We start from the raw sequence: 19,474 nt of genomic DNA on the forward strand, positions 1-19,474 counted from the left end.
TCCCCTCCCTTATACTCAGGATAATTGCTGTGCCTTCAATTTGAGATCATTCAATATCTGCATCGCCTGAAGAGGCGTCATATTCATGACATCGATATCTTTCATCGTACGGATGAATTCTCGCGCTGGTTTATCCACCGCAACTACATCCGGTTTCGTTGCCACATTCGGCTCATCATCCCCAAAGATGGACAGTTGAACCACATCCGAATGCCTTGCACTGGACTGTACTTCGCTGTTTGATTTCTTGGCATGTTGCTTCTCGACCGAATCTTCAATAGAAGGTGTGTACTCTGCACTATCCACAATCTCGTGCTCCCGGATCAATGGTGCTGAATCCGTGTGTTGAAATTCTACACCTTTTACATTCAGGCCTGCTTCCTGCTTCTCATTCCCGATATATTCACTGCCCACCGCTACCTGAGCAGCCGCATGTTCGAACCCATGTAAAAGTCCATTCGCCCGCTCAATAATGCTATCAGGCAGACCTGCAAGGCGTGCACAATAGATACCATAACTACTGCTGGCTGCCCCGGCAATCAATTTGCGCAGGAAATTAACTTTGTCACCACTCTCCTGTACCGCCATCGAGTAGTTGGCCAGCTTGTCCAGACTCTCCTCCAGATGAGCAAGCTCATGGAAATGAGTTGATACAAGAGCTTTACAGCCGATGATATCATGTACATATTCAATAACAGACTGAGCAATGGCCATACCTTCACTGGTCGACGTTCCCCGTCCCAATTCATCGATAATAATCAGACTGCGTGGTGTGGCTTTGTCCGTCATGACCTGAATGTCGGCCATCTCCACCATGAATGTGCTTTGTCCGCCAATGAGATCATCCGCGGCACCGATCCGTGTGAAAATACGATCCATGATCGGCACTTCCGCCTGACCCGCAGGTACAAAACAACCCACTTGCGCCAAAATGGAGATTAAAGCGACCTGTCGCATATACGTACTCTTACCAGCCATATTTGGACCGGTAATCAGCAGAATACGTGCCTCTTCCTTGGTCATTGCCGTGTGATTGGCAATAAATGCGCCATCTCGCATGACCGCCTCAACGACCGGATGGCGTCCTTCTTCCACAACCAGATCATAACCGTCGGTCAATGTAGGACGTACAAAGTTTCGCTCAGCACTAATCACCGCAAAAGATTGATACACATCAATTTCGGCTACCTGTTCGGCCAGCTTCTGCAATCTTGCAATCTCTTTGTTCAGCCGCTCGCGCAGCTCTGCGAACAGCCCATACTCAATATCAACCATTTTGTCCTGAGCTTCGAGAATCAGCGTCTCTTTTTCCTTCAACTCCGGCGTAATGTAACGTTCTGCATTGGCAAGTGTCTGTTTACGTTCATAACGCCCCTCTGGCAGCGCAGACAGATTGGACTTGGTGATCTCGATATAATAACCAAACACTTTGTTATATCCAATCTTCAGCGATCGAATGCCTGTCGCCTCACGCTCTCGCGCTTCCAGCTCCGCAATCCACTGTTTCCCGTTAACCGAAGCCTCACGCAATTCATCCAGACGTTCATGGTACCCTTCACGAATCAGACCTCCGTCCCTTACCGATACCGGCGGCTCGTCCACAATGGCTTGCCCGATGGCTTCACGCAGATCATTGCAATCATCCATCGTTTCGGCAATATGCTGCAATGTTGCGGAAGATGATCCTGCGCAATGTTGACGAAGTCCTGGGATTTTCTCCAGCGATGATTTGAGCGCATTCAGGTCACGACCGTTGGCATTGCCAAACGCAATCCGGCCTACCAAACGCTCCAGATCATAGATGTCTTTGAGTTCTGCCCGCAGGTCTTCACGCAATATAAACTGGTTGTATAGCGTATCCACTGCTTCAAGGCGCTCATTAATCTTCCCTTTTTGCAATAATGGCTTATCGACCCAGCGACGCAACATTCTTGCACCCATGGACGTCTCGGTCCGATCAAGCAACCAGAGTAATGAACCTTTTTTGGAGCGTTCACGCACAGTTTCCACCAATTCCAGGTTCCGGCGGGTAAACGGGTCCAAGATCATATAATGATCTGGTTCATACGTTGAGATTTGTGTTAATTGTCCCAGAGAACGTTTCTGTGTCTCACTCAGATAGGAGAAAAGACGTGCAATGCACGCTTGACGTTCAGGCTCTAATCTTGCCCACACAGCCTCGCCAAACTGCTGACGGACCAAATCTTCCTTATTCTTTGTCCAGGACGTGTAGACCACAGGGCGACCGATTGGAGACGCCTCGGCTTCTACCGTTTCAAGCAGCGCTGCATCCCCCACCAGCTCCGATGGTTCGTAGATGCCGATTTCATCTTTAAGCCATTCCTTGGAATAGGGCACTGATGTCACATACAACTCACCCGTTGACAGATCACAGGCCGCCAGCGCCAACGTATTTTGATTACCTGTAAGACAGACCATGTAGTTGTTGGACTTATCCCCCAGCGTTTTGCCTTCCATCACCGTTCCGGGTGTAACCACACGTACAATTTCACGTCGTACCATGCCTTTCGTTACACTTGCATCTTCCATCTGTTCACATATCGCAACTTTATATCCTTTTTCAATCAGACGCTGTATGTAATTGTCAGCCGAATGATAAGGTACACCGCACATCGGAATTTTATCATCCGTGCCTCCGTTACGTGCGGTCAGCGTGATCTCTAGTTCACGGGAAGCATTAATTGCATCCTCAAAGAACAGTTCATAGAAGTCACCCAGTCTAAAAAATAGAAAAGCATCCTGTGCTTCGGCCTTCACTTGCAAATATTGTTGAATCATTGGCGTATACTGAGCCATGATGAATATCCTCCATCCCGTTCCTATAATGTCAGGAAGAAACGCGTCCTGGAAGGACAATAAGACGGTCAGGCACTGTGTTTGCGCCTCCGCCTTATGTGTTGGCTATTCGCCACTTCCTTCAAAGGTTGCTGCTCCATATCTTCCGTAGTAGCTTATTACTCATAAAAGACTTGTTTCTTATTATATCAAAAAAACGTCCGTACTTCATGAACCTGCCCGAATATTCCAGAGTTTGCGAATATCGCGGCTCTCATCCCATGTTCTTCCCAGTTTTAATTGAAGGATTAACGGAGACGCATACCGTTCATAACGTGCATATCCATCCAATCTCTTCAGATCATCTACGAGAGCTGGAATGTGTTCCTTGATCAATTCCCGCTTTCCTTCATAAAAAGCGGCATGAACCTCAGCTTTCGCCAAAGGACGCTGCCGTAATTGAGTATACCCGCTCGCGATCAGACCTGCCAAGGCCACAACACCTTTCGCAACAAGGGGTGACACAAGAAAGCTGGGTAACGTCCGATACTCAAAACCACCATAGGATTTCAGACGAAAATCACCAAGTGCTCCATAACGGGGGCGCCTTCCCGATCCACGGGGGTCTTGAAGAAATGCCAATGGCAATGCCATATAATTGTCCAGTGCACGGAGCAGTTCCCCGGTAAGATTCACCCCGCTAAAATGAATATGTCCGCCAAGAGGTAACCCCCGCTGTGGCATCCCTCCTGCCTGCCAGATGAGCGAGTGATCACTGATGCTGCGGGAAGCGGCTGCGAATGCCCTCATCAGATGAGCCAGTAGCTCTCGTGGTTCGGAGCTGGGAGCAGGCCGCAATTCGGCAACCGGATATATGCGCCGTCCACCAATCGTCACGGAATCACAGCCTGCCATTCCGCTACGTTCAAGAAATTTGGAGGCGGGTACGATTTTGGATTCCGGCATCTGCACCAGAAGAAACTCCGGGTCCATGCCGAGTATCGGAGTGGGTCTGTGACTCACTTCCTCATCCAGCAGTTCCTGATGCTGCTTCCAGCTTTCCTTATAGGTAGCAGCAAGGTTGGTCACCCCTTTCCAGGGACACGGATCAATCGAAATCACTGCACAACCGCCGTTCCCTGAGGATTCCATTCGAACAGCTCCATGATCCAGCCCTAGCGTATACAGCGTTTTGATCGCAAGTCGTTCTACGCGCTTGAACAAGGTTGAACCCGCTTCACGCTCCAACAGAGTTTCCTGTGCCCCTCCCATGCCACTAGTATCCTTGCGCTTGATCCGGATCGCCTGCAGACAGCTTATCTCTATGTCATAGCGTACACGCAAGCCTGGTTCACGTTTGCGCCGATCGTGCAGTGACAATACTTCAATGCCTGCCTGTTTCAACCGTTCTGCACGTTCTCCAGAAGTCATCCTTTCATATCGGCGCAGCGCTTCCTCCGCTTGTTCCATCACATTCATTACGTCCCCCCTCCCGGATCATGCAACCAAAAATAAAAATAACCCCGCAATGCGGAGCCTTCCCGTGAAAGGTATTCCAGGCACATTGCGAGGCTCGTTACCACCCATTTTTCAATATTTAAGAAGAAAGAGGGCTTACGCCCTCTTCACCGCGCCTTCTGGCGCATATGATACCTTAGGTTATCAAATACAGGCGTCAAACTCACAGCTCATCGTCGAGCAGATCGGGATCGAGATCGTCATAATCTCCATCGGCACTGCCAAAGTCATAGTCCTTGTCTTCGTAATCACCGCAACCATCTGTGCAGACCTTCACACAAACTTTAGTCTCGGCAACGAGTTCCACAGCGAATTCCCGTTCTACCCGGATAATTACACTGCTTCCACCTGCTGATACTGTGGCTTCCACACAGCTAGGTTCCTGCGTTGCATCCGCAGATACCTCCACTGTGGAAGTCCGGTGTTTCGGGTCCAGATAGGACAAAGGCACATGTTCTACATACGACACCGTTTCTTTGGCTACATCCGTCTGCGAATTCTTGTCATAGGAATACCAAATGTTGATATCGTAAGTACCAATAACTTCAATTCCGTCACCCGCTGATACGGCTTCATATTGGTGGTTGATAATCCAAGCCCCCAAAATACTTGTCGGACCATTTGGCGGAGTCACGGTATGTGTTACGGTAGAGAACTTACGACCTTTGCCGCAGATCGCCTTCGTGATAATCTCTCTACATTGATGTTTATGACTCAATGACATCTTTAAACCTCCTCCATACAATCATTCACTACAAGTGTATGCAGGGCATTCGTCTAGGGTGACAACTATTTTCTATTATTCGTTTGTAGATTGGGACCGGTCCGAGATTGGGGACGGTGCTTTGTCCTTCTTCGCGACTTTCAGATACAGCGCGAGTTCACGGCACAGCTGGAGAATTGCGGAACGAATCTCGAATTCTTCCCTTGTATCCGGCAGCTCCATACGTTTGAATTCTTCTTGCACATCTGCAAGAAGTTTTTCAGTTCGTCCGGTGTAGGATTCAGTAAGTACATCCTGACTAAGCTGATCGAACAGCTCCGAGACCATTTCCGCATGTGGCATCTTCTGATAGATCTGGGACACCAGATGCATCATGTGCTGGATGGAGTCCAACTGCGTTTTGCGCATATAGAAGTAGACACTCCATTCCTCATTCGGATGAATCACCTGATTCTCCAGAGAACGTTTGGCAGCATCAATACCGCCCAGAATCGCTTTATCTGCTTCAATCAGCTCTCTCCCTGCCCATGCTTCATTGGGATTACGCAGCGTGGCCGCAAATTCCTTGAAAATCTTCGAGAAGAGTTCATCGATTCGTTTGCGAATGCGCAGCATCTGTGGATCTGCTGCCGGCATATAGGCCAGGTTAACCGCCATTGCGGAACCAAGACCAATTAACAGCAAAGCAATTTGTACGAGGACGACATGCACGTCCATCTCCCCGCCGCCGAACACCCGAAACACCACAACAGAACCTGTAACAATACCTTCTTTGAAGCCTACCCGGACAATAGCCGGGAATGCGATCAATATGTATACCGCCAGCACCCAATAATGGAAGCCTAGAAAGTGAAAAAGTACACTTGCAAATAAAAGTCCAACTACGGAAGCAAAGAACCGCGCCGATATGGTGCGAATACTTCGTTTTCTCGTTACATCCACGCCAAGAATGGCAAGCAATCCCGCTGATGTTGGTCCCGGCAAGCGACACCAGTCTGCAATCAATACAGCCATTAATGCGGCGATTGCAGTTTTAATTACCCTAAAACCCATTTAACATTCCATCTCCTCTAAGCTGCAAAAAAATTCTTAGCCAGCTCGTCGCCTCATTCATTTATCATGACTAGTATGTCTCATCCAAATGTAAACTAGACGACATCAACCGACATGCGCATGCATGCCGGTCACAGCAACACGCCCCGAATGAGGGACGCTGGCAAGTTAGATCGTTGCGACAGAACCTCAAGGCCCTCTTCTCCAATCATCGCATTCATTCCGGATCTGCGCGGAATATTCATACTAAATATGGTACTTGATTTTACGGTATCGGGCAACGTGACACCCCTTGTGAAATTGTATACATATCATACCCGGTCACATTACGAGTAAAACACTTCCGAATCACCTGCGGCCAGCCAGCATTTTACGTTCTGCATAGACAACAAGTTGATACATGGCTGTTGCAACTGCTGCAATAATTAACAGACTTGAAAATACAAGCGTGAAGTTGAATACCTGGAATCCGTAGATGATGAGATAACCGAGCCCTTGTTTAGCGACCAGAAACTCACCCACAATTACACCCACCCAGGCCATGCCTACGTTCACTTTCAAAGTAGATACAATCGCCGGAAAAGAAGCTGGCAATACAACTTTGGTAAAAATCTCGGAACGTTCTCCACCAAACGTACGAATCACTTTAATATAATTGGGATCCACTTCATTGAAGCTGTTATACACCACCAGTGTGGTGATAATTACCGTGATGGACAATGTGGTCATAACAATCGCTGTAAAACCCGCGCCGAACATCACAATAAAGATCGGGCCAAGTGCTACCTTTGGCATACTGTTGAACACAACCATATAGGGGTCAAGCACTTTGGACAAAAAAGGAGACCACCAAATTAAAACCGCAAGCAAGGTTCCCACCAGTGTTCCCAGTAAAAAACCAACTGCCGTTTCCCCTACGGTTACCCCAACATGTGCCCACAACTCGCCACTAGCGATGTCCTTGCCAATCTGGGCAAAAACTTTACTCGGATAACTGAATAACAGTACATCAATCCAACGGAGTCTGCCTGCCACTTCCCATAGCAAAAACATACATACTAAGATAGATAATTGTACGGCAAGCACTTGATGTCGCCATCTGGCCACCTGCTGAATATGATTCCGATGCAGCTGCCCCATCCATTCGTCACGCTTTTCCTGCTTCGGATTCATTGGATTCACGCGTCTTCCTCACCTCCCCCGGGCTGATCCAGTTCACTCCATAACGCCTGAAACAACGCATTGAATCCTTCTTGCTCCCTGGCATGAAACGGCTGAGCCTTCCGAATTCCATCGGGGATAATAAACTCACGACGGATGCGACCGGGATTGCGATCCAGTACAATGACGCGGTCACTGACCGCAATGGCTTCAGACAAATCATGGGTGACGAGAACAGATGTTTTGCCAAACTGTTTTAACGTGTCCGAGACCAAATCCTCCAGTTGCAGCTTGGTTTGATAATCAAGTGCTGAGAATGGTTCATCCAACAATAAAATCCCTGGGTCGGTTGCCAGCGTGCGCACCAGGGCTACTCGCTGTCTCATGCCTCCTGAAAGCTCTGAAGGGTACTGATTCTCCGTTCCGGCCAACCCCATACTTACCAGCAGTTCCCGTACACGCTCACGGCTCCGTTCATCCAGTCTGCCTGTCAGTTCAAGACCAATCAATGCATTATCCAGAATGGTCCGCCATGGGAACAGATAGTCCTGTTGAAGCATATAACCAATCTGTGCTGAGGGGCCGCCAACAAGTTTGCCTTTAACCTTAACCTCTCCTCGGGTGGGTGTGAGCAGCCCGGCGATGATCGACAACAATGTCGTTTTACCGCATCCACTCGGTCCAACCAGACTGACGAACTCTCCTTTTTGGATCTCCAGACTCAAGTCCTCAATCACCAAGGAAGCTTCCCGCTCGCTGACGTATACTTGAGAGATCCCCTCCAGTCGGATCACACTTTCGGATTCAGGCATTCTGCTCACTTCCTTTCCTGAATACCCCATTACTTTGATTTCGTAGCTTCTTCCGCATAGGCATTATCCACAATGGCATTCAAATCCACACGTTCTTTCAACTCTCCGGCGGCACTCATGACATCAAGCAGATTGTTCCACTCTTCCTCATCAATGATCGGATCCGTTGCATAGCTGCCCTGTTCCTTATAACGTTTCACACTGCTTACCAAAATGGCTGGATCGATGTCTTTGAAAAAAGGAGAAATGACTTCAGCAATCTCTTCAGCCGTATGGGAATCCACCCATGCCTGCGCTTTGTGCAGACCGTTTGTAAACTTCTGTACGATATCCTTATTGTCGTTAAGATAACTCTGTTTCGTCATGAAGACGGTGTAAGGCAGAAGACCACCTTCTGTGCCGAACGATGCAACAACCTTACCCCGACCTTCTTGTTCAAAGATGGATGCCTGGGGTTCAAACAGTTGAACATAATCTCCCGTGCCTGAGGCGAAAGCGGACGCAATGTTGGCAAAGTCCACATTTTGAATCAGCTCCAGATCACTTTGAGGATCAATGCCATGTTTGTTCAGTGCGAACTCCCCTGCCATTTGCGGCATGCCGCCTTTGCGTTGACCGAGAAATGTGGAATCCCTCAGTTGCTCCCAATCGAAGCTACCTTCTGTGTTACGAGCGAACAGAAATGTACCATCCGTCTGGGTGAGCTGGGCAAAGTTAATGACCGGATCTTCCGCTCCCTGCTGATAGACATATATGGACGTCTCCGCCCCTACCAGTGCGATATCCACCGAACCTGCGAGTAATGCCGCCATCGTTTTGTCACCACCAGCAGTCGTTTGAATATCCACCTCAAGTCCCTGCTCTTCAAAAAAACCTTGAGCCACAGCCACATACTCCGGTGCGTAAAATACCGAACGAGTCACTTCGCCAATCGTAATCTTGGCTTCATTCTCTTCCTTATTACAGCTGGTGAGCGCCACAATGATAATCAGCAGAATAACGATGCCCCGGACGAACCATGGCGTGTATTTCATGTTGTTTCCCTCCTTCACTGGTTTCAGCAGTTTCTCTCTATTATGGATATGCCGATGCCCAACAAAAGGTTAAGAACTTAAATGCAAAAAAGAGCCGGGCAATGATGCCCGACTCTTCAGCTCTTCGAAATGTTATTCAGTATGTTATTTATGGGTTAACTACAGCTTGTAAATCTCGGCGTATTTGGCTTCCAGATAATCGGCCAGATAATCCGGGTTCAATTCTTCACCCGTTACGGCAACAATCAATTCGGAAGGTGTGCGACTTCTACCATACCGGTAGATCTTGTCTGTAAGCCATTCCTTAATTGGAATCAGATTACCTTCGGCAATGAGGGTATCAAATTCCGGCATTTCCTTGCGCAATGTATGTAGAATTTGAGCTGCATACATATTACCCAGAGAATACGAAGCAAAGTAACCAAAGTCACCACCGGACCAGTGAACATCCTGAAGAACGCCGTCTCCATCATTCGTTGGCATAATACCGAGGTATTCCTTGTATTTTGCATTCCAGGTCTCCGGCAGGTCCTTCACTTCCAGACCATCGTTGAATAACATTTTCTCGATCTCATACCGGATAATAATATGCAGGTTATAGGTCAGTTCATCCGCTTCAATCCGAATAAGTGAACTCTCCACCCGGTTGATTGCACGATAGAAATCTTCCAGTTCAACCTCGCTCAGTTGCGGGAAATGCTGCTGCAAATCTTTGTAATAACGTGTCCAGAATGGCAGACTGCGCCCAATCATGTTTTCCCAAAGACGGGACTGGGACTCATGAATCCCCATGGACGTTCCTTCGGCAAGAAGAGTACCCGCCAGACTGTCATCAATATTTTGCTCGTACAGGGCATGTCCGCCCTCATGCAGGGAACTGAAGACTGCGCTTGCTACATCATCTTGCAGATAATGTGTTGTGATCCGCACATCACCCGGGTTAAGACCCGTTGCAAAAGGATGAACACTCTCGTCCAATCGTCCAGCTTCAAAGTCATAGCCCATTTGTTCCAAGATGAACAGACTGAATTTTTCCTGCTGTTCGGTGTCAAACAACTGGTTCAGGAACTCTGTATTTGGCTTGTTTTCTGAAGCATTAATCTTCTCTTGCAGAGGCACCAAACGTGCTTTGAGGCGGGCAAATACAGCATCCACTTTCTCAACCGTCAGATCTGGTTCATACATATCAAGCAGCGTATCATAACGTGTATCCTTCACACCCCAATAATCAATAAACTCCTGTTTGAGCTTGACGATATCTGTCAGATAAGGCGAGAACCCTGCAAAATCACTGTTATGCTTGGCATCTTCCCATGCGGTTTCAGACTTAGCCGTGAGCACGGTATATGCTTGTACTTTTTCCGGTGGTACGGATTGACTGCGATCATATTCTTTCTTGCAATCTTCAACCAAACGACGATCTATATCTTCGAGCTGTTCCAATACCGCTGGAGTCGTTAATGCATCCAGGTAAGTCTTCATGTCAGCCGAGGTTTGCAACTTGAATGCTTCGGTGGACAACATGCCCAGCGTCTCCGAACGAGTCGGAACGCCTTTTTTCGGCGCACCTGTGCGCAGATCCCAGTGAAGCAAACCAATGGCTTCATGATAGCTCTTAATTTTACGAGCCAGATTACGGAAGGATTCCAAATGTTCCTGTGTTTGTTTATCCATTGTTATCGTTCACCTCTTCAAAAAAAATGTTATACCCTATTGATGATACTTTTTGCATTGCGTATAATCAACTTTTAACAGATGAAAATTGCATTGTTCTCCTTAAGATACGTGTTCAAAAAGTCTGATTTTCATTACGGAGAAGATAGAAATGGCGTTCAACTTCGATGCTGATGATGCCTCAGGCATGATTTGTAATCAAAAGTGGACTTTTTGAACAACCTCTAAAGGGTTGGAGTAATGCCATCTGCTGACCGTGAAATACTATTAAAGCAAAGGCGCGTAGGACAAGCTGCATCATATGCAAGTGGCCGTGCTCGTCGTATTGGATAACAGGAGGCAATGGACATGAACAACATTCAAGAGATTTTGACTTACAACAAATCATTTGTCGAGACCAAAGAATACGAAAAGTATACGGCTGGCAAGTTTCCAACCAAAAAGATGGTTATCATCACTTGTATGGATACACGTCTGGTGGAATTGCTGCCCAAGGCTATGAACTTGAAAAACGGCGATGTGAAAATCATCAAAAACGCAGGCGCAATTATCTCTCAGCCTTTCGGGAGTGTAATGCGTAGTGTACTTGTCGCCATCTATGAACTGGGTGCAGATGAAGTCCTGGTAGTGGGACATACGGAATGTGGTATGGCTTCCCTTCACGCTGAGACCATGATTGGACATATGGTAGAGCGTGGTGTATCGGAAGAAGTCATGACTACTCTGGAGAATTCGGGCATCCGTTTGCAAAAATGGTTGCGTGGGTTTGACAGCGTTGAAGAAGGGGTAAAACATACTGTGGAAGTGATCAAAAAGCATCCATTACTTCCTCCCAATGTACCCGTCCACGGCATGGTTATCGATTCTGCTACAGGTGAACTCGATCTTGTCGCTGAGGGGTATGGACAACAGGCATCTCTCTAAATGGTTTGGAGTGCGGACCTTATGGTTCGCACTTTTTTTGTCTAAATTAAGGCAGTTGTTCTGTCAGGTTGTCAAACCATACAGTTTCAGTGTACACTTTTTATGAAAGCGGTCAAAGAAAGTAAAAACGATTGTTCTCTCTGACCTAGCCCTAATATTAAGGAGACATGTGCATGAACATACTTTCCTACGGATTGCTCGGGCTGCTTACCCGCGAGGAGTCATCGGGCTACGATCTGATGCTGAAAATCCAGCCTCATTGGCAGGCGAAACACAGCCAGATCTACCCACTCCTGTCCAAGATGGAAAACGATGAGTTATTGGCCTCCCGCTGGGTACAACAGTCTGACAAACCGGACAAGAAAATGTACGCAGTAACGGAAAAAGGCATTGAAAAGCTCTTGGAATGGATGATTACTCCTGTTACCGCACCGGTTACACGCGATGAATTTAATTTGCGTATTTTGTGTGTTGGCATAGCGGAAGACGGAAGCATGAGACGCATTCTTAACGAGCGTAAAAGCTGGTTTATGGAACGCATACGTTATTTCGAGGATCTGAAGTCACGTATACCTCAGGATAATCTTCGTGTAGGCAACCGAGATTTTGGAAGCTACATCCTGGTACAAAAAGGGTTGATGCACGCACAAACAGGCCTGGAATGGTGTCATTGGGTTACCCAATTGCTTGATGGCCAAGCTGCAATTCAAGACCCAAGTCCAAGCGTTTCAGAAATTTAATAAAATTTGAAACGTTGCTGCAAGTTGACCGTATTACATGAGTAAGGCCCATTTTTGGGCGATTCAAACAAATTAATCGGGGGGTTACGATCTTTACAATGAAGAAAAAATTCGGAGTTAAACATCTAATGATGGTATTTATGGCCTTTACATTATTGTTCGCAACAGTGGGAGTAGCCAATCCGGATTCAGCGGATGCTAGACGTGGTGGCGGATTCAAATCCGGTACAAAAAGTTATAGTAATACACCTAAGAAATCCGACAGTAACGTGAATCAATCCAATTCCGGTAATAACTCCGGTACTGGTGCAGCTGCAACTCGTGGTGGTGGATTCTTCGGCGGTGGCGGCGGATTCATGAAAGGCATGATGCTTGGTGGTCTTGCTGGTATGATGTTTGGCGGATTGTTCGGTGGCATGGGCGCTCTGGGTAACATCCTTGGATTGCTCGTGAACGTTGCAGCAATTATGTTGATTGTTATGCTGGCTATGGCACTCTTCAGAGCCATCTCCAATCGTCGCAAACCTGCAGCGGATGGTCGTTATGACCGTCGCAATGATCGTGACGATGACCGTAACAGAAACGGACGGTACTAATCTCTATGGTTCTGAGCATGGATGAAATTGTGAATGCAATCTGTATTCATATGGCAGAACGTAAGGGTGTACGTCCAACCGATGTGAACGTAGAACTGAGCTGGGAAGAAGATACAGGTTATTCCGCTGAAGTTTGGATTCAAGGCCGTAGTCAATATCTGGTGGAGTCCAATATGATTGAAGCGATTCTTCGTTACCTGCACAGTGAATACAACATCCGGGCGTACCGTGAGAACGTACGACTTGATCTGGATGAAGAGATCACAGCGATCGTTAATCAATAAGAGAGGTCACTCACTGGCCTGATATACGAAAGACCGTCTCCGCTCTGTCACCTGACAGAGATGGAAGACGGTCTTTTTGTTTCTGTATTTGTGGCTTTATTTGTGTGTCTACTGTAGTCTCTTTACGTCTCTGTGTTACGTTCTGATTCTTGGAAACTACGATTGAAGTTTAACCAGGCTGTAGTTCTTCTTACCTTTACGGATAATGATGAATTTACCACCAATGGCATGCTCTGCCGACACCGTGAATTCAAGCTCTGTAATTTTCTCACCATTCATGGAAATCGCCCCTTTGGTGACATCCTCACGCGCCTGGCGTTTGGATGGCTCCAGACCCAGATCTACGAGCCAGTCCACGATATTTTTCGCTTCGCCGTCCGTTTCGAATGTTGGCATTTCCTTGAAGCCCTGCTCGATTTCATCTGCTGTCAGGGAACGGATATCACCACTGAACAGTGCCGCTGTAATACGCTTAGCCTGTTCGAGCATTTCTTCGCCGTGAACGAATTTTGTCATTTCTTCCGCGAGTGCTTTCTGTGCTTCACGTCTGTGCGGCTCTGTCTCTACCTTTTCAGCCAAAGCTTCAATTTCTTCTTTGCTCAGGAAGGTAAAGTATTTCAAGTATTTGATCACATCACGGTCATCTGTATTCGCCCAGAACTGGTAGAATTCAAATGGTGTCGTTTTGTTCGGATCAAGCCAGATTGCCCCGCCAGCTGTTTTACCAAATTTCGTACCGTCGGATTTGAGCATGAGCGGAATGGTCAGACCGTACGCCTTCGCTTCAGATCCTTCTTTTTTACGAATCAGATCAAGACCACTCGTGATATTCCCCCATTGATCCGAACCGCCGATTTGAAGCTGTACATCTTCGTTCTGGAACAGGTGCAGGTAGTCGAGGGATTGAAGGATCTGGTAGGAAAACTCGGTGAACGAGATTCCGCCTTCCAGTCTGCTCGCAACTACATCCTTAGCCAACATTGTATTGAGGTTAAAGTTTTTGCCGTAGTCACGCAAGAATTCAATGACATTGATTTTGTGTGTCCAATCGTAGTTGTTCACCATGCGAACCTGATTATCACCGTCTGTTACGAACAACTTCTTCATCTGCGCTGTCAGTGCATCCACATTCTCCTGCACTTGCTCCATCGTTTGCAAAGAACGTTCTGCCTGCCGACCACTTGGATCACCAATCGTACCTGTAGCTCCACCAATCAAAATAACCGGACGGTGTCCTGCCAGTTGAAAACGTTTCAGCATCATGAATGGAATGAGATGTCCGATATGCATGCTATCCCCCGTAGGGTCAACGCCGCAGTACAGTGAGATTGATTTGGTTTCAGTCAATTCACGCAGTCCCTCTGCATCTGTCTGCTGGTTAATGGCGTCACGCCACTGTAGTTCATCAATAATATTCATCATGTGTATAACCCCTTTTCTATCCTCAAGATTCTGTCATGATCTACGTTAAATTGCGAAATAACACCCTGGAACGGCTTTTTTGGACACAAAAAAATCGCCTCCTTGTCTTCATTAGACACAGGGACGATTATCATAACCGTGGTACCACCCAAATTGCATGGACAACACGTGAGCTTAACACGTTATCCATACCACTTTTGGCAATATATCGTTTGCCCATCCGCTTGGCATTACCCAAGTACTCCAGAGTGTAATTCGCAGCCCTTGTATGTATCAGGTTCCATCAACCCCTGACTTTCTGTAACAGGGACAAAGCCGCTACTGCGCTCTATCAACGTGATTCATGTATTCAATTTATAGCAAGTATAGCCGAACGTTTCAGTCATTGCAAGACCAAGTATTAATCTTCGAACAGAACAACGGATGCATAGTTGAAACCAGATTATATGATTATCGTGTTCAATTTTCCGTGATAATAACCATAAGCTTTCTCCGCGATCTGATCCTCATTGTTCCAAAACTGCTGATCCAGCGCATCTAAATGCTGCTCTTGTTCCTTTGTCAGGAATTTAGGTATATCCTAAAGTTCGGTAAGCCTTCCATCCTCTTTCAAGTGCTCAATGCAGCCGTATGCTGACGTTATAATCTCCACGACTTGAGTCGCATCAATGATATGTACTGCCCGCAACGCGTATCGGTATACATCTCCCCCCAGTTACAGAAAAACTGTATAAAACCGCCATTAAAGATATCCGCCTCTAGCAGCCATAAAGCAGCAATGTCCTGCTCGTTCGAAGTCAACGAAACCCATCCCTGTTCAGATTCATTCTTTTTTTCGACAAATAACACAGCATAGTCATACCATACATCATTGATATCTTGCTCGCTCATGTAACACACCTCACTTTTCTTTATGCATGCTCTCCAACTCCTGACGTTTACCCGCCTGATGCCAATGTAAATATGGATCACCGATCTGCTGGAAGGCTTCCAGAACGCCCCTGTTCAAGTCCTTCATCACTTCATTTGTATAGTTCAAATGCGTTTGTTTATTATCCACGCCATGTCGTTCCAACAATCCTACATGCGTCGCGGTGAAAATAATATCTTCCAGCAACCAATAGATGACTTCATCCGGCTGTTTCACCCGTTTCTCCAATGAAACGAGACCACGTTCGTATATTCGTACGATATACACATCTTCTCCAGCCTCTACATAGGGCACCCCATCCCATTTAAAGCTCTCAAACAAGCGGTTAACATAGTTCTGCATCTGTTCCCTAGGGAAAGATATACGTTCTAAAAGCTGTATAAGGATTTCTGCCAATTGTTCTTTGCTTAACATGTTGGACATGAATGCACCTGCCTCTGTAAAGTAACGTCGATGACAGAATGAAAAATGAAAAAGCTGCCCAAGGCAGCCTCTTCATATTTATTCCTACAGTTCAATCAGGTTCCACAAAAAGTCTGATACGAAGTATTGCATTGTGCAGGCAGTTCGGCATATTCAGCCTGTTCAGGTGAGTGTGCAAACGGATCTGAAAGAACTGCCAAAAGCTTCTCCATCACGCTAAGATCTCCGTGGTTCTCCGCTTGCTCAAGGGCTTCCTCGACCCGATGATTTCGGGGAATGACGGCTGGATTGCTTGTTCTCATCAACTCCTGAGAGACTTCCCTCGCCCCTCCCTGTCTGTCCAATCTTGCTTTCCACCGCTCATTCCATTCAGCAAATTCTGCCGTACCAAACAAAGCTGTCCCTTCCAACCTGTCAAAGGTCAATGCCAGGAACGTATTGGTGTAATCTGCACTATGCTTCTCCATGAGTTCAAGAAGCTCCTTGATCAGCGCTTCATCTTCGGCCTCTTCATCGGACAAGCCCAGTTTGGCACGCATTCCCTTGAGCCAATGATGATGGTACAATTCAGAAAATTGTGCGATAGCATCCTGAGCGAGTTGCACGGCCTGTTCTTCATCTTCATGCAACAACGGCAGAAGCGTCTCGGCAAAACGAGCCAAATTCCACCCCGCAATATACGGTTGATTACCATAAGCATAGCGACCTTGCCTGTCAATGGAGCTGAATACGGTTGAAGGATTGTAAGCATCCATAAAGGCACACGGACCATAATCGATGGTCTCACCACTGATTGCCATGTTATCCGTGTTCATCACGCCATGAATGAAACCAACACGCTGCCACTCGGCAACGAGTGCCGCCTGCCGTTTAATTACTTCCTGAAGGAGCAAAAGATAGCGATTCTCAGCTTGGGCAACATCAGGAAAATGTCGATGCAACGTATAATCAGCCAACGCCCGAAGATCGTCGATAGATCCCCATCTGGCTGCATACTGGAAGGTTGCTACCCGGATATGACTGGAAGCTACCCGGGTTAAAATGGCACCCGGCCGCTCTGTTTCGCGGATAATGTTTTCTCCTGTTGATACCACCGCCAGACTGCGTGTCGTTGGAATACCCAGTGCATACATCGCTTCACTAATAATATACTCACGCAACATGGGCCCTACAGCAGCACGTCCATCTCCCCCACGGGAGTAGGGTGTTCTCCCTGATCCTTTGAGCTGGATATCCACTCGCTCGCCCTGTGGCGTAATCTGTTCACCCAGCAGCAAAGCACGTCCATCTCCAAGCATGTTAAAATTGCCAAATTGATGTCCTGCATAGGCCTGAGCCAAAGGCTCGGCTCCTTCCGGAATCGAATTACCTGCAAAAATTTGCGCTCCTTCATCACTGTCAAGAGACGCCACATCCAGTCCCAGGCTGGATGCAAGCAGTCTATTGAAAATGATCAGCTTTGGTGATTCAACAGGCACCGCGCCCTGACTTGTAAAAAAGGGTTGCGGTAATTGCGCGTAACTATTCTCCAAGTTCCACCCTTTGTTCAACGTTTCTTGTTGCATGGTGATCACAACTCCTTTTCTGTACCCCAGGGATATCCCTTGGTTATATTGTAGCCTTGTGAACCAATGCTCATTTATGTAGTCGCATGGAAATTCAATTCAAGAGGTTGTTGACTTAAACGAACAGCTAAAATGTTCTTGATGAAACTTTAGCATATTTGCATGCCTTTTGCATTCCTCATGAATCGTAAGCACCAAAAAATCCAAGAAGTTTCTTGGCTAAGTAGAATCATTGTCTTTCATCCCACTCCCCAGAAAACCATCTTGGATCTATTCCACAACTACCGGATGAAACGTCTGTTATTACAAGGATTACGTGTGTACTTCTTGAGCCTGTACAGGCTGTACTGGCAAGCTCTCTTTTTTCAAAGCAAGGTTAAAGAAGACATTAAGCAGGATGGCTGACAGGCTTCCCGTGATAATACCATCGCTCACAATAATCCGAATACTTTGAGGAAGCTGGGCAAACAGGTCGGGTACAGCCGTAACACCGAGCCCAAGTGAAACGGAGCAAGCCACGATCAATAGATTGGATTGTTTGCCAAAGTCGACGTTTTGCAGCATTTTGATCCCGGATGAGACGACCATTCCAAACAGGACAACAGTCGCTCCTCCGAGGACAGCACTCGGAATAATGGTTGCAAAAGCAGCTACCTTCGGAATGAGTCCCAGAAAGACCAGAATACCTCCAGCTGCAACAACAACATTGGTCGTTTTTACTTTGGAGAGCTGAACCAAACCAACATTCTGTGCAAATGTATTGTATGGAAAAGCATTAAAGATGCCGCCAAGGACAAACGCAAGACCTTCTGCGCGATATCCCCGTGCCAGATCTTTTTCGTTGATCGGTTGATCACAGATTTTGCTCAAAGCCATAAATACACCTGTTGATTCGATGATAACCACCGTACCTACAATAATCATTGTAATGATTGGACCGATTTCGAAGGTAGGCCATCCAAAGTAAAAGGGTTGAGGTAAATGGAACCAAGAGGCTTCCTGTACAGAGGCAAAACTCACTTTTCCCATAAAGGCTGCGATGAGGGTCCCCACGATAATACCAAGGAGAACAGCCAGGGATTTAACAAACCCGCGAGCATATCGATTCAGGATTAGAATGAACAGTAATACACCAAATGAAAGCGCCAAATTGTCCAAACTTCCAAAATTCTCGCTGTTTGCTCCACCCGCCATGTTTTTAATGCCGGTTGGGATTAACGCAAGACCGATGATGGTTACTACTGTACCGATTACAACTGGTGGAAATAATTTGACGATTTTGCTGAAAAACACGGCAAAGATGACGATAAATAACCCGGCTGCGATGATCGACCCATATATGGCAGGAATTCCGTATTGCGATCCAATCGCAATCATGGGTGTCACCGCTACAAAAGAACTTCCGAGCACCGCTGGCAAACCAATACCCAAATACTTCCCTTTCCGAGCCTGAAGCCATGTTGCAATCCCACACGTTAATAGGTCAATGGATACCAGATACGCCAACTGCTCTGCAGTCAGATTTAGTGCTCTGCCCACAAGCAAAGGCACCAGAATTGCTCCCGCATACATCGCGAGTACGTGCTGAATCCCCAGTGAAAAAACTCTCATCTTTTTGGTTTCTTTCATCCCAAGTTGCCCCCCTGAAATTAGAATCAACAGAACCGCTGCAAAATCATGTTATGTTGATTCACATTATATAAACTATTCAGGGAAGTTCCATGATTCATAACATAGAATTGTGATAAGAGATAAAGAGCCCAACTTAAATTGGGCGTGTTATACAAAAGGTACTCTCAAACGGTTTATGTCGCGTT

At 46.8% G+C, this 19,474-nt stretch carries 17 protein-coding genes and 1 other annotated feature; of the genes, 4 read left to right on the plus strand and 13 right to left on the minus strand.

From position 1 onward, the window contains the following. Positions 1-15: 15 nt before the first annotated feature. From mutS to MKY66_RS17910, 8 genes are all read right to left on the minus strand, one after another. The gene (gene mutS, locus MKY66_RS17875) at positions 16-2,817 is read right to left on the minus strand and encodes a DNA mismatch repair protein MutS (RefSeq protein WP_083656991.1); all 2,802 of its coding nucleotides are present in this window, start codon (positions 2,815-2,817) and stop codon (positions 16-18) included. Positions 2,818-3,024: 207 nt separating this feature from the next. Continuing rightward, positions 3,025-4,275: a hypothetical protein gene (locus tag MKY66_RS17880; RefSeq protein ID WP_256704190.1), complete on the minus strand. Its 1,251-nt coding sequence runs from the start codon at positions 4,273-4,275 to the stop codon at positions 3,025-3,027. 202 nt (positions 4,276-4,477) lie between these two features. Beyond that, complete coding sequence (locus MKY66_RS17885; RefSeq protein WP_017687912.1) at positions 4,478-5,038, minus strand: outer spore coat protein CotE; 561 nt, start codon at positions 5,036-5,038, stop codon at positions 4,478-4,480. Between the two features lie 75 nt (positions 5,039-5,113). Next, entirely contained in the window at positions 5,114-6,091 is a 978-nt protein-coding gene (locus MKY66_RS17890) for an aromatic acid exporter family protein (protein ID WP_036613548.1), read from the minus strand. A gap of 348 nt (positions 6,092-6,439) precedes the next feature. Continuing rightward, positions 6,440-7,264, minus strand: coding sequence for an ABC transporter permease (locus tag MKY66_RS17895; RefSeq protein WP_076210353.1), 825 nt, complete (start codon positions 7,262-7,264; stop codon positions 6,440-6,442). Between the two features lie 5 nt (positions 7,265-7,269). Next, a complete protein-coding gene (locus MKY66_RS17900) occupies positions 7,270-8,064 on the minus strand; it encodes an ABC transporter ATP-binding protein (RefSeq protein ID WP_076210074.1) in 795 nt (264 codons plus the stop codon). Between the two features lie 29 nt (positions 8,065-8,093). Further along, a complete protein-coding gene (locus tag MKY66_RS17905; protein ID WP_076210073.1) occupies positions 8,094-9,098 on the minus strand; it encodes an ABC transporter substrate-binding protein in 1,005 nt (334 codons plus the stop codon). Positions 9,099-9,257: 159 nt separating this feature from the next. Next, positions 9,258-10,772 (minus strand): carboxypeptidase M32, encoded by a 1,515-nt coding sequence (locus MKY66_RS17910; protein WP_076210072.1) that lies wholly within the window; start codon positions 10,770-10,772, stop codon positions 9,258-9,260. 348 nt (positions 10,773-11,120) lie between these two features. On the opposite strand from MKY66_RS17910, the gene MKY66_RS17915 reads away from it, so the two are divergent. The 4 genes from MKY66_RS17915 to MKY66_RS17930 all read left to right on the plus strand — a co-directional run bounded on the left by MKY66_RS17915 (position 11,121) and on the right by MKY66_RS17930 (position 13,316). Beyond that, complete coding sequence (locus tag MKY66_RS17915; protein WP_036613541.1) at positions 11,121-11,696, plus strand: carbonic anhydrase; 576 nt, start codon at positions 11,121-11,123, stop codon at positions 11,694-11,696. Between the two features lie 173 nt (positions 11,697-11,869). After that, positions 11,870-12,436, plus strand: a complete 567-nt coding sequence (locus MKY66_RS17920; protein ID WP_036613540.1) for a PadR family transcriptional regulator — start codon at positions 11,870-11,872, stop codon at positions 12,434-12,436. A 98-nt stretch (positions 12,437-12,534) separates the two neighbouring features. Then, the gene (locus MKY66_RS17925; RefSeq protein ID WP_076210071.1) at positions 12,535-13,032 is read left to right on the plus strand and encodes a hypothetical protein; all 498 of its coding nucleotides are present in this window, start codon (positions 12,535-12,537) and stop codon (positions 13,030-13,032) included. 5 nt (positions 13,033-13,037) lie between these two features. Then, on the plus strand, positions 13,038-13,316 hold the full coding sequence (locus MKY66_RS17930) for a YxcD family protein (RefSeq protein WP_017687903.1): 279 nt from the start codon (positions 13,038-13,040) through the stop codon (positions 13,314-13,316). Between the two features lie 156 nt (positions 13,317-13,472). On the opposite strand, the gene tyrS is transcribed toward MKY66_RS17930, so the two are convergent. The 5 genes from tyrS to MKY66_RS17955 form a co-directional block, all read right to left on the minus strand. Then, the gene (gene tyrS / locus MKY66_RS17935) at positions 13,473-14,735 is read right to left on the minus strand and encodes a tyrosine--tRNA ligase (RefSeq protein ID WP_036613950.1); all 1,263 of its coding nucleotides are present in this window, start codon (positions 14,733-14,735) and stop codon (positions 13,473-13,475) included. A gap of 119 nt (positions 14,736-14,854) precedes the next feature. Further along, positions 14,855-15,082 (minus strand) — a binding site (T-box leader). A gap of 295 nt (positions 15,083-15,377) precedes the next feature. Then, the gene (locus MKY66_RS17940) at positions 15,378-15,629 is read right to left on the minus strand and encodes a DUF4375 domain-containing protein (protein WP_256704187.1); all 252 of its coding nucleotides are present in this window, start codon (positions 15,627-15,629) and stop codon (positions 15,378-15,380) included. 10 nt (positions 15,630-15,639) lie between these two features. Beyond that, complete coding sequence (locus MKY66_RS17945) at positions 15,640-16,092, minus strand: Imm63 family immunity protein (protein ID WP_076210070.1); 453 nt, start codon at positions 16,090-16,092, stop codon at positions 15,640-15,642. Positions 16,093-16,187: 95 nt separating this feature from the next. Further along, entirely contained in the window at positions 16,188-17,657 is a 1,470-nt protein-coding gene (locus tag MKY66_RS17950) for a YdiU family protein (protein ID WP_076210069.1), read from the minus strand. A gap of 312 nt (positions 17,658-17,969) precedes the next feature. Further along, positions 17,970-19,286 carry a nucleobase:cation symporter-2 family protein gene (locus MKY66_RS17955; RefSeq protein ID WP_076210068.1) on the minus strand — a complete coding sequence of 439 codons (1,317 nt, stop codon included), beginning with the start codon at positions 19,284-19,286 and terminating at the stop codon, positions 17,970-17,972. Positions 19,287-19,474: the final 188 nt, after the last annotated feature.

The organism is Paenibacillus sp. FSL R5-0766 (assembly GCF_037971845.1).
Lineage (GTDB): Bacteria > Bacillota > Bacilli > Paenibacillales > Paenibacillaceae > Paenibacillus.

What these genes read in the sequence shown, in the direction of transcription:
- mutS (WP_083656991.1), bottom strand. Translation starts at nt 2,817, where the DNA reads ATGGCTCAGTATACGCCAATGATTCAACAATATTTGCAAGTGAAGGCC.
- MKY66_RS17880 (WP_256704190.1), bottom strand. Translation starts at nt 4,275, where the DNA reads ATGAATGTGATGGAACAAGCGGAGGAAGCGCTGCGCCGATATGAAAGG.
- MKY66_RS17885 (WP_017687912.1), bottom strand. Translation starts at nt 5,038, where the DNA reads ATGTCATTGAGTCATAAACATCAATGTAGAGAGATTATCACGAAGGCG.
- MKY66_RS17890 (WP_036613548.1), bottom strand. Translation starts at nt 6,091, where the DNA reads ATGGGTTTTAGGGTAATTAAAACTGCAATCGCCGCATTAATGGCTGTA.
- MKY66_RS17895 (WP_076210353.1), bottom strand. Translation starts at nt 7,264, where the DNA reads ATGAATCCGAAGCAGGAAAAGCGTGACGAATGGATGGGGCAGCTGCAT.
- MKY66_RS17900 (WP_076210074.1), bottom strand. Translation starts at nt 8,064, where the DNA reads ATGCCTGAATCCGAAAGTGTGATCCGACTGGAGGGGATCTCTCAAGTA.
- MKY66_RS17905 (WP_076210073.1), bottom strand. Translation starts at nt 9,098, where the DNA reads ATGAAATACACGCCATGGTTCGTCCGGGGCATCGTTATTCTGCTGATT.
- MKY66_RS17910 (WP_076210072.1), bottom strand. Translation starts at nt 10,772, where the DNA reads ATGGATAAACAAACACAGGAACATTTGGAATCCTTCCGTAATCTGGCT.
- MKY66_RS17915 (WP_036613541.1), top strand. Translation starts at nt 11,121, where the DNA reads ATGAACAACATTCAAGAGATTTTGACTTACAACAAATCATTTGTCGAG.
- MKY66_RS17920 (WP_036613540.1), top strand. Translation starts at nt 11,870, where the DNA reads ATGAACATACTTTCCTACGGATTGCTCGGGCTGCTTACCCGCGAGGAG.
- MKY66_RS17925 (WP_076210071.1), top strand. Translation starts at nt 12,535, where the DNA reads ATGAAGAAAAAATTCGGAGTTAAACATCTAATGATGGTATTTATGGCC.
- MKY66_RS17930 (WP_017687903.1), top strand. Translation starts at nt 13,038, where the DNA reads ATGGTTCTGAGCATGGATGAAATTGTGAATGCAATCTGTATTCATATG.
- tyrS (WP_036613950.1), bottom strand. Translation starts at nt 14,735, where the DNA reads ATGAATATTATTGATGAACTACAGTGGCGTGACGCCATTAACCAGCAG.
- MKY66_RS17940 (WP_256704187.1), bottom strand. Translation starts at nt 15,629, where the DNA reads ATGAGCGAGCAAGATATCAATGATGTATGGTATGACTATGCTGTGTTA.
- MKY66_RS17945 (WP_076210070.1), bottom strand. Translation starts at nt 16,092, where the DNA reads ATGTCCAACATGTTAAGCAAAGAACAATTGGCAGAAATCCTTATACAG.
- MKY66_RS17950 (WP_076210069.1), bottom strand. Translation starts at nt 17,657, where the DNA reads ATGCAACAAGAAACGTTGAACAAAGGGTGGAACTTGGAGAATAGTTAC.
- MKY66_RS17955 (WP_076210068.1), bottom strand. Translation starts at nt 19,286, where the DNA reads ATGAAAGAAACCAAAAAGATGAGAGTTTTTTCACTGGGGATTCAGCAC.